This window comes from Halocella sp. SP3-1 (assembly GCF_003953885.1).
Classification (GTDB): domain Bacteria; phylum Bacillota; class Halanaerobiia; order Halanaerobiales; family DTU029; genus Iocasia; species Iocasia fonsfrigidae.
Genome location: NZ_CP032760.1, coordinates 731,915 through 747,013, shown reverse-complemented (window position 1 = coordinate 747,013; position 15,099 = coordinate 731,915). Strand labels below are relative to the sequence as shown.

The 15,099-nt window shown below is 34.1% G+C and carries 13 protein-coding genes; 2 read left to right on the top strand and 11 right to left on the bottom strand.

The features are described from left to right. Positions 1 to 47: 47 nt before the first annotated feature. The 3 genes from D7D81_RS03520 to D7D81_RS03510 all read right to left on the bottom strand — a co-directional run bounded on the left by D7D81_RS03520 (position 48) and on the right by D7D81_RS03510 (position 6,132). Positions 48 to 1,775, bottom strand: coding sequence for a methyl-accepting chemotaxis protein (locus tag D7D81_RS03520; protein WP_125987363.1), 1,728 nt, complete (start codon positions 1,773 to 1,775; stop codon positions 48 to 50). Between the two features lie 167 nt (positions 1,776 to 1,942). Further along, positions 1,943 to 5,095 carry an AfsR/SARP family transcriptional regulator gene (locus tag D7D81_RS03515; protein WP_125987361.1) on the bottom strand — a complete coding sequence of 1,051 codons (3,153 nt, stop codon included), beginning with the start codon at positions 5,093 to 5,095 and terminating at the stop codon, positions 1,943 to 1,945. A gap of 140 nt (positions 5,096 to 5,235) precedes the next feature. After that, a complete protein-coding gene (locus D7D81_RS03510) occupies positions 5,236 to 6,132 on the bottom strand; it encodes a LysR family transcriptional regulator (RefSeq protein ID WP_286170163.1) in 897 nt (298 codons plus the stop codon). Positions 6,133 to 6,266: 134 nt separating this feature from the next. Between D7D81_RS03510 and D7D81_RS03505 the strand changes: the two genes are divergently transcribed. Next, entirely contained in the window at positions 6,267 to 7,283 is a 1,017-nt protein-coding gene (locus D7D81_RS03505) for a putative sulfate exporter family transporter (RefSeq protein ID WP_205739426.1), read from the top strand. A 53-nt stretch (positions 7,284 to 7,336) separates the two neighbouring features. On the opposite strand, the gene D7D81_RS03500 is transcribed toward D7D81_RS03505, so the two are convergent. Next, a complete protein-coding gene (locus tag D7D81_RS03500) occupies positions 7,337 to 8,059 on the bottom strand; it encodes a 4Fe-4S binding protein (protein WP_125987357.1) in 723 nt (240 codons plus the stop codon). A 224-nt stretch (positions 8,060 to 8,283) separates the two neighbouring features. Next, positions 8,284 to 9,219 carry an AI-2E family transporter gene (locus tag D7D81_RS03495; RefSeq protein ID WP_125987355.1) on the bottom strand — a complete coding sequence of 312 codons (936 nt, stop codon included), beginning with the start codon at positions 9,217 to 9,219 and terminating at the stop codon, positions 8,284 to 8,286. Positions 9,220 to 9,440: 221 nt separating this feature from the next. On the opposite strand from D7D81_RS03495, the gene D7D81_RS03490 reads away from it, so the two are divergent. Then, the gene (locus D7D81_RS03490) at positions 9,441 to 10,151 is read left to right on the top strand and encodes a YetF domain-containing protein (protein ID WP_125987353.1); all 711 of its coding nucleotides are present in this window, start codon (positions 9,441 to 9,443) and stop codon (positions 10,149 to 10,151) included. 4 nt (positions 10,152 to 10,155) lie between these two features. Here D7D81_RS03490 and D7D81_RS03485 read toward each other — a convergent pair whose 3' ends face one another. From D7D81_RS03485 to D7D81_RS03465, 6 genes are all read right to left on the bottom strand, one after another. Further along, on the bottom strand, positions 10,156 to 10,920 hold the full coding sequence (locus D7D81_RS03485; RefSeq protein ID WP_125987351.1) for a Uma2 family endonuclease: 765 nt from the start codon (positions 10,918 to 10,920) through the stop codon (positions 10,156 to 10,158). A 202-nt stretch (positions 10,921 to 11,122) separates the two neighbouring features. Next, entirely contained in the window at positions 11,123 to 11,275 is a 153-nt protein-coding gene (locus D7D81_RS19420; RefSeq protein ID WP_164522099.1) for a hypothetical protein, read from the bottom strand. 4 nt (positions 11,276 to 11,279) lie between these two features. Next, on the bottom strand, positions 11,280 to 12,104 hold the full coding sequence (locus D7D81_RS03480; protein WP_125987349.1) for an ABC transporter permease: 825 nt from the start codon (positions 12,102 to 12,104) through the stop codon (positions 11,280 to 11,282). 25 nt (positions 12,105 to 12,129) lie between these two features. Continuing rightward, positions 12,130 to 13,035 (bottom strand): ABC transporter ATP-binding protein, encoded by a 906-nt coding sequence (locus D7D81_RS03475; RefSeq protein WP_125987347.1) that lies wholly within the window; start codon positions 13,033 to 13,035, stop codon positions 12,130 to 12,132. Between the two features lie 170 nt (positions 13,036 to 13,205). Continuing rightward, positions 13,206 to 14,270 (bottom strand): sensor histidine kinase, encoded by a 1,065-nt coding sequence (locus D7D81_RS03470; RefSeq protein ID WP_125987345.1) that lies wholly within the window; start codon positions 14,268 to 14,270, stop codon positions 13,206 to 13,208. Further along, positions 14,267 to 14,941, bottom strand: coding sequence for a response regulator transcription factor (locus tag D7D81_RS03465; RefSeq protein WP_125987343.1), 675 nt, complete (start codon positions 14,939 to 14,941; stop codon positions 14,267 to 14,269). Before D7D81_RS03465 ends, D7D81_RS03470 begins: the two co-directional genes overlap by 4 nt. Positions 14,942 to 15,099: the final 158 nt, after the last annotated feature.

Genomic DNA, 15,099 nt, shown 5'->3' with positions numbered 1-15,099 from the left:
TAAATGCATTTCTAGGTCTATTTACAGTCTCCGGTCTCTTAGCCTACTTAATTAAGCAAAATTTCATTTAAATCTTCTGCCAGACTTTCTAAATCAACCACTGATAATGAAAGCTGTTCTGCAACATCGCTCTGCCCCTGCGATAGTACTGAGGTTTTTTCAGCACCGGCAGCAGTTTCTTCAGCACTTTCACTAAGATTATTGATCATCTCTACCATTACATAAATCTGTTGTGAACTATCTTCATTAGCCTGTTTAATCAACCGGGCTTTATCATTAAGATTACAGATATTATCATAAATTCCTTCAAATATAAAACTGACCCTATCAACTACCTGGACCTGTGAGTTAACCGCTTCTCCTGTCAAATCCATTTCATGTGAAACCAGGTTTATATTCTCTCTAATCCGTTCAATTATATCTGTTACCTCCTGGGTAGCTTTTTCTGTCTCAACAGCCAATCCCCTGACCTCCTCTGCAACTACTGCAAATCCTTTGCCCTGCTGTCCTGCATGGGCGGCTTCAATAGCGGCATTTAAGGCCAGTAAATTTGTCTGGTTGGAGATTGCCTTAATCGTGTTCACAATTTTAATAATATCCTCTGCCTGACTGGCTAAAACACCAACTGCCCTGGCAACTTTATCACTTGCCTCTTTGTTATCCTGCATTTTTTCCTTCTGTGCCTTAACAGCCTGTATCCCTTCATTGCTTAATTTTCCAGTTTTTTCAACAACATTCATAACCGTATTAGTCTGTAATATTATATTATCCAAGGAATCTGCCAATTTTTTTATGGCAGCTACACTCACCTGGGTATCATTAGCCTGTTCAGAGGCAATTTTGGTAAACCCATCAATTGTTTTTACCATCTGTTTAGAAGATTGTCTGCTTTCTTGAATCAAAGTAGTCAGTTCTTGATTTTTTTGATTAAGACCGCTAGATATCAACTTGAATTTCTTTATTAAACCTCGCGAAGTGGAAATCACATGATTGATAATCTTGCTTAATTGATTAAATTCATCACTTGATATTACTTCAGTTTCAGCATTTAAAATATCAGCCGCTTCTTTTCCAAGCCGATTTTTCAGGTTTTTAATAGGCAGTGAAATCTTTTGGCTGAAGAAAAAAGCTAATACTGTTGTTAGTAACAAGGTAAATAATGTAAGAAAAACAGCCCTGAAAATATCCTTGATCAAGCTTTCCCTGACTTCCTCGGCTCTGACCTCAACCCTTTTTTCTATTTGATCCATATAATTAGCAGTACTAACAATCCAACCCCATGGTTCAAACAGTTGGGAATAAACCCTTTTGCGGGTAAGTTTTCCTGTTCCTAAATCCTCGGGTTTTTCCCACATTGTTTCTGTATATGTTCCATTATTTTCTTTAACCCCTTTGATAATTTCTTTTACTAATTCCGCACCTGCTGGATCAGTAAGATCCAGGCGGTTTAACCCTTCGTTTTCAGGAATCATAGGATGAACAATCAATTCATAATTTAGATTATCTATCCAGAAACACCCATTATCACCATATCGTAATTCTCTAACTAATTTTTTAGCAAGTCCTTTTGCTTCAGCAGTTGAGAGATTACCAGTTTCCTGCTCTTGATATGCATAATTAAGTACAGAAATAGCTGTAGACACTTCATTTTTAACCATTTGGTCATAAGCAACTATCAAATTTTCTTCAAATTTATCCAGTTCCTCTCTATTATGTCTTATTAAAGTAATTATATTATAAGATCCTAATACTAACGATAATAAAATTGAAATCATCAGTATTGAGAGAAATATTCTACAAGTAAACTTCACCTCTTTAAAGACCCCCTCAACTAATATATATTTACTTATAAATATTCTTTTATCATAGATTAAAACCCTGCTTTCCTTTTAAAAACCGGACTAAAGTAACAAAAAAACACCCTGAACAGGGTGTTGAAAATTTATAGAGATATTCGTTTATAGAAATCCTCGACAGCAGGATCCGGGGCAATCCCTAACTCATCTTTAAAAATCTCATTACATTCATAATATGTCTTTATTACCATACCATGTTTCCCCAGTTGATGATAGCTTTTCATTTTATAGAGATAGAGTTCATCAATACAGTTATCCACAGTCTGTATCTTATCCGCCGTCTCTATACAGACTTGATATTTATTTTTATAATAATAGTATTCCATAATTGCTACAGCAGCCCTGAGATAAATTTTTTTTAGCCGCTCCCGTTCTTCCTCAACCCACGGTAGACCTATTACATCTGGCAAAAAATTGCCCTGATATATATCAACAGCCTCCTGGTAATATTTAATTTTAATATACTCATTATCACTTTTCCTGCCTCTTGAAATCAATTCCTCAAATTGGTCAGCATCATATGAACAGGCAAATCTCCTTGTTAAACCATAATGTGAATCATTACTTTCAATAAAACAAGCCTGCTGACTGGTTTTTCTATCTGGTTCCAGGATTTTATTTAGACTGCTAAAAGCAACATAAAAATTTTGCTTGGCTGTCTTATCAACCTTATCCGGCCACAGGTAATTATACAGCCTTTCTCTGGGTAAACTCTCTCCATAATTTATTAAAAGAAGGTAAAGAAGTTCTTGTGACTTACTCCTCTTCCATTCTTCATCTTTCACCACTTTATTCCCCCGGTACAACTTAAATCCTCCCAGTGTTTTAAATCGTAATGTATAACCTGGATGCTGCTCTATCTCCAGGAGATCTACCCTGGCTAACAGGCTATTGATATAATCCCTCTCAATACCTTTAGCCCGGCACTCCAGTAAAATAGGGATGAAGTTGTTGGGGTCAAGACTGGATAATATATTAGTAGTAATAAATAAGAAGTCATAGGAATTAGTTTTAGCCAATTCCAGTAAGTGTTTAATATCTGACTCAAAATTTAATCCTTCTTGATATCTGGTCAAAACAAGCCAGTAGAGGGATACAGCTGTATTTAATTGATTACCAAGAGAAGCAACCGCTTCTACTGCCTCATTAAAACATTTTCGAGCTAATGTATATTCTGCTTGAGCGAAATGATTGATCCCAATCATATGCTTAAGTTGTATCTTATAAAAGTAATCCTCTTCCTTCAGCCCAGCCATTCTTTCCTCTGCAAACTTAAGACCCCGTTCCGGATCTCCAAAATAGGCCTCCCAGTTAAGTAATGACATAACAGTCTCCCGGTTATACCAGGAGGTATCTAAAATTGAACCACGGGTATCTTTCAACAATTGTCGGTATTTAATCCTGTTATTTCTGGCCTTATAGCTACCCATAATTTCAAAAAGGGTTAACTCTAATCTCTCAAAAATTAAACTAATAATACCTGTCGTAGATTCCATGCCTTTCCACAAAAGCTCCCTGACATGATATTTCTCTCCCCTGAAAAGGTGGATTACAATATGTAATGATTCAAGAAAATAATCCCTTTCAGAACTATCTATTGAAAGAATAAAATCAATCGCTTCCTGCAAATTGCCTTCTATAAAAGAGGTCATAGCCTTAAATCTATCTATATCCCCCCCCATATCACTTGAACCAGCTAAAAGAGAAGAAGCCCCCTTTACATCACCCGTTATAAACATAGCAGTAATCTTATTAGAGATATAATCCTGATATTGCTCGGCTGACAAATCGTTCTTATAGCCCTTTAACTTATCCAGATAATACAGACCCTGAATAGAATGAACAGAAAAATATAAGTTCATCAATTTCAATAAGGCCTTTATTAAGACACAACTATCCCCTTTTTGATAAGATATAATTTCAGCCTGCTGGTATACCTTCAGGGCCTGTTCAAGCTTGTTCTGCCAAAAAAAGAGGTCACCCTGACAGATATATAATTCTGGGTTTTGAATATAACTGTTCCTGGGCAGATGTTCAAGACTGCTTTCCAGTAAATCAAAACGTTCATTCTTCAACCACTCAGCAGCCTCTATTTTTATGAGATTAACAAGTGGTTCCTGAGCATTTAACTCTATTAAATGATAAACCTCTCCTTCAGTATTCCCTTTATTTTTATAAATCTTAAAGGCCTTTTGATGTAAGGTTTCAAAGTTGTATTTTTCTCTAGCTCTATTATTTAAGTAGTCATGGAACAAACTATTATATTGATATACTCCCCTGCCAATCTTTTTAAAGGGCAAACCAATTTCCAGGAAATACTTAATCAACTCCTCACAGTCCGCCACTTCCATAAATTCCTGACAAATATCCAGCTTTAATTCCTTAAGTATAGAGGATTCTAATAAATATTTTTTCAATACATTATTTAATATCCTGGAATTATTTAATATTTCGTAATCCAGATAATTATAAAAGGAATCCATTAGATTATTATCATCATTAACAAGACCTGCTAAATCAACTGGCGCATCCCCAGTTTTAATCAAATCAGCAATATAATCAACAGCAACCAACCAGCCCTCTGTGCAGGAAAACAGCTGCTCCAATCTTTTGGCAGATAGCTGCAGGTGATGTTGTATCAGCAGAAAATCTTCAAGCTGTTCTCTATCTAAAAGAAAATTGCTTTTATCTAAAAAGAAAACCTCTTTATTTATCTGCCAACTGCTTATCTGGGGAAAGGATATCATATTCCTACTGATTAAAATCAGGTGTAATCTGTTAGGAATCAGGTCAATAAAATATGCCAGTGAAGAAATTATTTCCTGCTTATTAATTAATTGATAATTATCCAGAACAAGAAAGGTATCTGCAGTCAATTTATCATCAAGGTAATTAAGCAGATTATTAATAATTAGTGCTAATTTATTTTTATCGTTATTGTAAAACAGCTCAACTGTTTTACCCTGATATTTATAAAACAAATAAACCAGGCCGTGCCACAAGTCAATTATATTATTGTCTTCTTTATGCAACCTATACCAGTAAAGACTATTACCCGGGAAATTATCCTTTAAATAAAGGGCTAGATTCTTAGTCTTTCCATATCCTAATGGGGCCTGAATAACTGTAAGTGGATATTTATCCAGTAGAGAAAACTCCTTATAAAGTTTCCTGTTCTTCCAGAAAATCTTCCTGGTCAAGGGAAGTTCAAATTTGGTTTTTAAGACTGTTTTAAACATAGTAATTATATATCTCCTTTAATGTTCAGCTAAACTTTCTTCTAACTATCTATAAATTTCTATATTTAGCTGGCAGTTCCTTCATACTTTACCATCTTTTATTAGGAAATATAATACATACTGTCAATGCAGCATAACTACTAAAGTTTTTTATCCTTATATTCATAAATATAATCATAAAATTCCTTAAATAGCCCTGTCAGATACTTATCTTTGTGATAAATCAGCTTAAAAAGACGCTTAAAGCTAATATCCTCAAGTCTAATTTCTTTTAGTTCTCCTTTTTTTATCTCATTTTTTATACCTATTGCCGGGATTAAAGATATACCGATATTGGCTGAAACAGCCTTTTTAATTGCTTCAAAATTATTTATAGTGTGCGCAATATTATATAACACATTATGTTGCAAAAAAGTATTCTGGATAAGGTCTCTGGTTCCACTCCCTTCCTCTCTGATAATTAATTTTTCGCCTTCAATTTCTGCAGGATCTATATAATCCCGTTGAGACCAGTGATGTTCTACCGAACAGACCAGAGATAAGCTGTCTTCACAATAAGGCTCAACAATTATATCTGAAGAGTTAACCGGTCCCTCTACCAGGGCCAGGTCCAGTTCATTATTGAGAATCTTATTTATAATCAAAACTGTGTTATCTACTATCAGAGGCAAATCCACCCCACTAAACCTTTCCCTGAAACCATTTAAAATTTCCGGCAATAAATATGTACCAATAGTCATACTAGCCCCAATCCTCAGACCGCCTTGTTTTATATTGACTATTCTGTCTATTGCATCCTCTGTTTCTTCCATCAAATGTATTATTTTTTGACTATATTCCAGGAGTATCTCTCCTGTATTTGTCAGAACCAGACTATTCTTGATCCTGTCAAACAATCTGATATTTAATCTGTCTTCCAGATCAAGTATAGTCTGGCTAACAGCTGGTTGTGTCATATATAATTCTTCAGCTGTTTTCGTCATACTGCCAGTTTTACAAACAAAAATAAAGATTCTAAGCTGTCGTAAGCTCAACAAATCCTATTCCCTCCTATTAGTAATTACTTATGGATATTATAATAACATATTATTTTAATTATACAATACCCTCTGTTATAATAATTCTTGCAAGTAAAAATCTACTAATAAATCAAGAGAAGGGATTGTTGATGATGTATTATTTTAATAAGGCTAAAAAACTAAGCTCTGGTATTGGAATGACCTGCCTGATAGCAGTTATAGCGGTTTTAATGGGGAAGATAGTCCCTATCATTGGGGGGAGTATTCTGGCGTTATTTATCGGTATCTTATGTAATTTTATATCCCCGGTAGGAAATAAACTCAAAGAAGGACTGGATTTTGTCTCTAAAAGACTCCTCCGCCTGGCGATTATCCTCCTAGGCACTGGTTTAAGTATCAGTAAGGTCCTGGAAGTAGGAAAATATTCCTTATTTGTCATGATCTTTACCCTGACAGCAGCCTTCGGTTCAGCCTATGTTTTTGGCAACTTACTTAAAATAAACTGGAAGCTAAGTAACCTTATTGGCGCAGGGACCGGTATTTGTGGAGGATCAGCTATAGCAGCCCTATCCCCAGTATTGGAGGCTGATGATACCGATATAGCCTATGCCATGTCAGCTACTTTTATCTTTGATGTGTTGATGATCCTGCTCTTTCCACTTATGGGGAAGGCGCTCAATTTGTCAGACCTGGCCTTCGGTCTCTGGACCGGGACAGCTGTTAATGATACCTCATCAGTTGTAGCAGCTGCTTATGCCTTTAGTGATGCTGCCGGGAACTTTGCTACTATTGTAAAACTTACCAGAACTACTTCTATAGTACCCATTACTCTGCTTTTCTCTATTATTACAAGCTATCATAACAGGGAAAAAAAGCTATCCAGTGGAAAAGCAACTCCAGGGCTTAGCAATCTCTTCCCCTGGTTTATATTAATCTTTGTCCTGGGCTCAATTATAAATACCCTGGGACTTATTCCAGCCAATCTGTATACACCTATTAAACAGGGCAGCAAATTTTTAATGGCTATGGCCCTGGCTGCTGTAGGTCTCAAAACCAACCTCAGGAAAATGCTTCAATCAGGAATCCAACCAATGATTCTGGGTTTTATTGTATCACTTATCGTGGTACTGGTATCCCTCATAGTACAATTTTTGTCCGGTCAGATATAAATAAATTATAAAAAGGGAGGTGAACAACACCTCCCTTTTTATATAATCACATCTTATGCCTCTTTAGCTAAACTTAATATCCCTAAGGGACAATTTTCCACACACTTTGAACACCTGATACATAATTCATTATCAAACTGTTTCATCTCTGAAAAGCCTGTGTATGGGCTAAGCTGCATCGGGCAAACTGCTGCACATTTACCACAGCTAACACATAAATCTTTCCGACTGATAGTGACCTTACTGTCGGTTTTTCTAGCAATACCAAGTAATTTCCCCAGGCTATAAGACATTCTCTGCATTGTACCCATTGGACAGATATGACACCAGGTGCGGTAACTAATAAAAATACTTAGCCCTCCACCAACAATTACTACCATCAGATAGCTGGCTACAAAAATAAAGCCTAATTTATCCCAGAATTCTACTGTCTCCCATAATTTTGCTGTATTCAGAAACCTTCTGCCCAAATTATATGAAAAAAACAGGAAAAATAGGACTGCTATTATCTTTGACCTAAAAACTCCAGGGATTTTCCTATTTTTACTGAATGAACTTAATAATTGATCAAAAAAACTCCCATGTGGACAGAAATTGCCACACCAGTACCGTCCTTTAAAGAATGACATTGTAATCAGGGATATCATGATTGGCATAACCAGGAGACCCAATCTCGGATACCACAGACCACCAATTGCTACTACTAAAGTTAATATCCAGGCGTATTTTTTAATTAGAGTAAAAGATTGATTTATACTAAGGTTTATCCTACCCATATCTTAATCCCCCCTAAATTTAAAATTATATTTATATATTTAGATATAACGATATTAATTTTATTATATAAACCTCTATTTGTCAACAAAACTTTAATAAAATAATATGCACCACCCTATCAAACTATGCAAAGTCAATTAGAAATCTATCCCCGTATTTAGAATAGACTTAAATATAATTATGGAAATAGGTGCCAGTATAACACCCTGAAAGCCGAAGGTAATTAAACCAAGGTAAACCCCAGTAGAAGAATTATTGGTGAAACCCCTATATTCCTCCCCAAAATCCTGCTTTCCAGTGTTGGTCTGGCGCCAATTATAATTAAATAAAGAATAAATACTACCACAGCATTTTTAGGGTTAAAAATTACATTGTATATTATCATCGGCCAGAGGACTGCACCAGGTCCTACCACTGGAATCAAATCCAGTACACCTGATAAAAGAGCTAATAAGATTGCATAGGGATAGTTCAAAAAATAAAATACCATAGCAGTTAACACAGTAGTATTGCTCATTATAAGTAATTGAACCCTGATATAACTAAAGATATCATTAACAATATTGGATTGCTTATTATCTGAGAATCTAGTTTTTTTCTTAAGATAGCCAACAATCTTTTCTTTGTCTTTACTGAGAAAAAAAGCAGATATGATAGTAAACAAGAGCAAAATAATTAAACCCGGTATATTAAACGTTATATTTACTGTTTTTTCGATAATATTGGATAAGACATCTTCTCCTCGGCGGTAAAGAGCATCCAGGTTCCTCTGTAAAACATTAGAAATAACATCAGGCATCCTAGCAAATAACTCCTGTTGTTTTAATAGAGCCTCATCAACATAATCCATTATCTGTTCCCGGTATTGTGGTAAATATCGGGACAAATATATTAATTCATAAACACTGTTTGTAATAATAAATGAAGTAAGTAAGAGGACAACACTTAAAACAAGGACAACCATAATTAAAACAGCAAGACTGCGAGGAATTTTTTTTGAGATTAGCTCAACTGGTTTATCAATAATTGTAGCTATAATTAAACCAAAGAAAAAGGGGGTTAAAGTAAAGATGAAAAAACGCAATATAATAACAATCATGATAAAAACAATAGTTAAAAGCAATAATTTCTTCCAGTTGATTTCAGAAAGTATTATCATCTAATAACACCACCACTATAAATATAGGATAAATCACCTTATCTTTGATAATACCACAGTATATCTAAGGATACAAGATAATATCATAAACTTTAAATATTTTTGAATATAGAGAGAAAATATTTCAATATACTCTACCATTCTGTATAACAACAACTAAAATCGGAAAAAGTAACAACAATCCGCTTTTCAATTAGAGTAATTTAAGGGGTGAAATTATATTGCAGGAATATATTGAAGCAGTCTGGACAACTGTTATAATTTTTGTAATATTAGTGGTATTAACAAGGATAGTAGGAAGGAAATTACTTGCTCAAATTACTTTTTTTGATTTTGTTACAGGGGTAACTATTGGTACAATTGCCGGGGCATATGTTGTAAATGAAGTAAGAGGACATGCCGTTTTACTTAGTCCAGTTGTCCTGGTTATCTGCACTCTAGCCCTAGGATATTCAACATTAAAAAGTTTAAAAATAAGAAAGTTATTTAGGGGAGAACCCATAGTAATTATTCAAAACGGCAAAATTTTAGAAAAAAACATGTTAAAAGCCAGATATACACTGGATGCCCTAGAAATGCAATTAAGGGAAAATAAGGTTTTTAATTTAAATGAAGTAGAATTTGCTGTATTAGAGGCAGATGGTAAATTAAGTGTACTCAAGAAAACACCTTATAAGCCTGTAACCCCTAAAGACCTGGGTCTAAAAACTAGTTACCAGGGGCTAGCCACTGAATTAATCAAAGACGGTACAGTTCTGGAACAAAACCTAAAACAAAACAATCTGGATCTTAACTGGCTATATAAAGAGTTATATAAGCAAAATATTGATGACCTATCAAAAGTCATTTTAGCATCACTAAATACAGATGGTTCATTATATTTAGACCTAAAAAATGAAAACCCTGCATATACTCAAAAAATAGAGGATTAGAAAATTACATACTACTTTTATGCCACAATTTTTCTAAGGGAATACTTAAATTTTGAAAATCTGGATGTTCTACAATATCTTCATCCATCCCCGAAGCAAGCAAAGTATAAGCATTATTACGAAGAGCAAAACATTCCAGGGTTCTCTCTTCTGGATTTACCAGCCAGTAGTGTTTTATTTTGGCTTTCTGGTAAATTCGCATCTTTTGCAGTCGATCCTTACGGGGGTTATAGGGAGAAATAATTTCAACTACCAGTACAGGTGAACCATCAATCCGTTTTTCTTTTATTATCTTATTTTGATTAGCTGATATATAAAATAAATCAGGCTGGACTACAGTTGTATTAGAGAAAGTTACATCTAAAGGCGCATTAAAAATTTCCCCATCATGATCAATTTTATAGAAATAATCTTCTAGAATTCGCTGGAGCCTGCGGGAAACCCGCTGGTGCATAACATTTGGAGATGGTTCCTTAACTAGACAGCCCTCCAGTACTTCAAACTGATAACCTGGCTCCTCCGGAAGTTTCAAATAATCCTGATATGTAAAATTTTTCTGATTTCCTGTTTTATAATCAGCTTTTGATTCTTTAACAACCGGATCAGTCAATGCTTTAATAACATCAGCCAGTTTATAACGGTATTGTTTTTTACCCAGTTCAATAAAGGGTATTTTCCCCTCTCTTGTATACCTCCAGATAGTTTCAACAGAAAGATCCAGACTTTCAGCCAGATCCTGAGCAGTTATCAGCTCTTTTTGTTCTGACATGATCTCACCTCCAGAATTATTAATTATAATTCAATTATATACTATTTATAAACTAAAATCAACTAAACACAAGCTATATTAAGTGCTTTTTCTTTTAGAAATACCACAATAATACCCTTATATAAGAGCAAATAAAAAAAGAAGGCATTTGAACTATTATCCAAAACCCTCATTAAAAAATATTATTAACACCTATTAAATTTTAATATTTAACTGCCTTACATATCAAATAAGTATCCTTTTTAGCCTCTATTTCCCACAAACTAGACTCTTTTATTTTTTTCAAAGACTCTTCACGGGATTGATGTCCATCCTCAATATATAATTTACCACCCTGCTTAATTATTCTATTCAACTCTTTAATGTCTATGGGTAAAAACCTGAACACGAGAAAAATCTGCTTTATTAAACTGGTAAACACATAATCCAAAAAATATTAAACATATGGCTAGTATAATAAACAATCCCATATATGGCAAAATAGTAAAGCCTTTAATACTAAATGCTACACCTGCCTTGATTAGTTCTAAGGAAGATGATGTCTCCATTTGTAAAGAAATATATCGAAAAATAGCTGTTATATAACTCAGAGGATTTAAATATACTATCGGCTTTAAAAACCCCGGCATTACTGTTATTGGAATATACGCCCCTGATAAAAAGGTCAAGGGCATTACAAATACATTTATCATTAGTTGAAATGTTGTTGAACTTTTAGCCAGAGTTGCTACATATAAACCTATTGAACTAAAAGTAATCCCTACTATAATCATAAAAGCACTCATTTCTATCAGATGAAATAGATCAATTCTTAGACCCATAATTAAAGCTATTACAATTATTATCAAACCCTGAAATACCGCAATAATTGATGATGAAAGAATTTGCCCTATAGAAATCTGCCATCTACTTACCGGGGAAACCAGAATTTCTTTCATGAATCCGCTGGAAATATCCTCCAGGGTATTCATGGAATTACTTAGAGCAGACTGAAAGACCGTCATTATTATTATACCAGTTATCAGATAATCTAATGGTTTCTCTACCCCAATAGCTGCTGACTTCATTACAAAGGAAAATATAAAGAGAAATAAAATTGACATCAATATTGTAAAAAATAATTTCATTTTATCTCTCGAAAAATTTATTAAATTTCTAATCAATATTGCTTTTACTGCACGCATAGTTTTTTAATCCCCTTTCTATTTGTTATTCCCTGATTTCTTTTCCAGTTATAGCCAGAAACACATCATTTAAAGTCCCTTTATAAACTTCTATATCTATGATTAAAAATTTAAATCTTGAAATAATTTCTAAGGTTTCATTAAGTGCTGATGAAACAATAGTAAATTGCTTATCTGCCAATTGGTAATTGATAGATTGTCCTTTAAGATATTCTTCTAAATCCTTTTTTTCAGACACTTTAACCTTTATAGTTGCTGTAGTATATAAATTTTTAAGATTATCAGGTGTATCAAAGGCAACAATTTGACCTTGATCTATAATAGCTACCATATCACATATTTCAGCTTCATCCATATAATGTGTGGTTAAAAAAATGGTAATATTTTTTTCTTGCTGCAGCTTACAGATATAATCCCAGATATTAGCCCGCGTCTGCGGATCAAGTCCAGCAGTCGGTTCATCAAGAAATAATACTCTGGGATAATGTACCAGACCACGGGCAATCTCTACCCTCCTTTTCATACCACCAGAAAGACTATTAACAGGAGATCTCCGCCATTCCAGCAAATCTACCAGTTCCAGTGCAAAATCAATTCTCTCTTTTACTTGATATTTAGATATACTATAAAAATCACAGTGCAATTTAAGATTTTCTTCTACTGTTAATTGTTTATCAAGGGTTGACTCCTGAAATACAATCCCAATATCCTTGCGCACTCTGGACTTATGCCTGTTTACATCGTTCCCATTGATAGTTAATTCGCCCTCTGTCTTATCAAGTATCGTACAAAGGGTATTAATAGTTGTCGATTTGCCGGCCCCATTTGGGCCCAGAAAAGCAAATATTGTTCCTTCTTCCACATTAAAAGAAATATTATCAACTGCTATAAAATCTCCGTATTTTTTTGTAAAGTTTTTCACTTCAATCATCTTAACCTCTCCCTTCATCTAAAATAATATAATAGCAATTTAAACTGAATTTAAACTTAAAACGTAAATATTACTTATTCCCAAGATAAATATAATTTACCTGACATAAAAAAATACAGTCTTCTAATACCTTCAGACTGTATTTCAAACAATTTTATATTTTGTTTTCACTATTGTTTAACTGGCAGCAATACTGTAAAACTTGTTCCTTCTCCCAGCTTACTATCAACTTCAATTTCACCATGATGCATATCTATTATTTTTTTAACTATGGACAGTCCTAAACCATTTCCTTTTTTTGAACGCTGTCGAGATTTATCTGTTTTAAAAAAACGTTCAAAGATATGCTTCTGGTCTTCTTCAGCAATACCAATTCCTGTATCCGTTATTTTAAAAAGTACTTTTTTGGACTTTTGATATAACTCAATCTTTATCCTTCCACCCTCAGGTGTATACTTAATACTATTATTAATTAAATTAATCCAGGCCTGTGTCAACATATCCTTATCAGCAGTAATACTTACCTTATCCAGCACAAGCTCTATTTCAACCTTTTTTACCGCCCACTGAGGCTCACATGCCAGAATAAGATTCCTAACCTGTTCATCTAAATGATATACCTCTGGTTCAAACTTAATTGTTTCCGCATCCAGTGATGCTAATTGGAGCAAATTATCACTTAACCTTGATAACCTTTTACTCTCTATCCGAATAATACCCAGATAGTGTTGTCTCTCCTCTAAACTAAGTCCTTCATTTCCCAGTATTTCTGCAAAACCACTAATAGAAGTCAAGGGGGATTGAATCTCATGAGATACATTAGATATAAACTCCTGACGCATATTTTCCATCTTATCCAGTTCCAGGGCCATCTTATTTACACTTTCCCTTAACTTAGCTACCGGGTAATGTTCATGAATATCGTCATCGTCCAACCTGATACTAAAATCTCCAGTTGCTATTCTTTCCACGGCTTCAATTATTGTCCCAAATGCATCCCTTTTCTGCATCCACCCTTTGGAGAGGGCAATCTTTCGAATAATACTCAGCATTAGACCAGTTAAAATCAAACCAAAAATTGAATTTATAATCTGATTTAACAACTCATTGAGTTCCCAGTCCAATATTTTATATATATAATCTGTTATGAAAAAAGCTGCTGAATACATGATAACCAAAAATATTAACATTAATATAAATCTTACTAAACCAGAGATCTTATGCTTTGCCTTCATGAAAATACCTCTAGACGATAACCTAAACCCCGAATAGTTTTAATTTTAAAGGAGTATTCCTCCTCTGGAAACCGCTCCCGCAAACGGCTAATATGTACATCCAGTGTTCGTTCATTACCGTCAAAATCATAACCCCAGATATCTTCGATTAGTTGGTCTCTGGTAAAAGTCCTTCCAGGAAAACTGGCCAGTTTAAATAGGAGTTCAAATTCCTTAAGGGGTAGATCTAATATTTTACTCCCCACTAAAGTTTCATATGTTTTATGATTCATTGTTAATTTTCCGATCTTTACTTTTTGTGAAACAGCAATTTGATACCTCTTCAATAAAGCCTTAACCCTCATTACCAGTTCCATTGGTTCAAAGGGTTTAACCAAGTAATCATCAGTACCTAATTGAAATCCCTTGATTTTTTGACTAGTTTCCCCTTTTGCGGTCAGCATTAATATAGGAATATCATAATACCCCCTAAGTTCTTTGCACAATTGCCAACCATCCATCTTTGGCATCATTATATCAAGAATTACAAGATCTACTTTTACTTGTTCTAATTTGACAAGGGCTTCCTCTCCGTCTAATGCTTCCTGCGTATCAAAACCTTCTTTTTTCAAAAACACTCTGAGTAATTCTCGAATATGTGGGTCATCATCCACTACTAATATTGTACTCAAAGTAATATCCCCCTCTTTATAAATAAAATAAACAAAAGCTTAATAACACTAATCAATATACTAAAATAAAAATGTAAACTAAGTTTAAACTCCAATTTCTCTATCATGCACTGTATCAACATTATAATTATTTTTATTTAGTATCTGGGTCAAGTTTT

Coding starts and splice junctions, on each gene's coding strand:
- D7D81_RS03505 (WP_205739426.1), top strand. CDS start 6,267: ATGTATTATTTTAATAAGGCTAAAAAACTAAGCTCTGGTATTGGAATG.
- D7D81_RS03485 (WP_125987351.1), bottom strand. CDS start 10,920: ATGTCAGAACAAAAAGAGCTGATAACTGCTCAGGATCTGGCTGAAAGT.
- D7D81_RS03475 (WP_125987347.1), bottom strand. CDS start 13,035: ATGATTGAAGTGAAAAACTTTACAAAAAAATACGGAGATTTTATAGCA.
- D7D81_RS03480 (WP_125987349.1), bottom strand. CDS start 12,104: ATGCGTGCAGTAAAAGCAATATTGATTAGAAATTTAATAAATTTTTCG.
- D7D81_RS03500 (WP_125987357.1), bottom strand. CDS start 8,059: ATGGGTAGGATAAACCTTAGTATAAATCAATCTTTTACTCTAATTAAA.
- D7D81_RS03515 (WP_125987361.1), bottom strand. CDS start 5,095: ATGTTTAAAACAGTCTTAAAAACCAAATTTGAACTTCCCTTGACCAGG.
- D7D81_RS03520 (WP_125987363.1), bottom strand. CDS start 1,775: ATGATTTCAATTTTATTATCGTTAGTATTAGGATCTTATAATATAATT.
- D7D81_RS03495 (WP_125987355.1), bottom strand. CDS start 9,219: ATGATAATACTTTCTGAAATCAACTGGAAGAAATTATTGCTTTTAACT.
- D7D81_RS03470 (WP_125987345.1), bottom strand. CDS start 14,270: ATGAAGGCAAAGCATAAGATCTCTGGTTTAGTAAGATTTATATTAATG.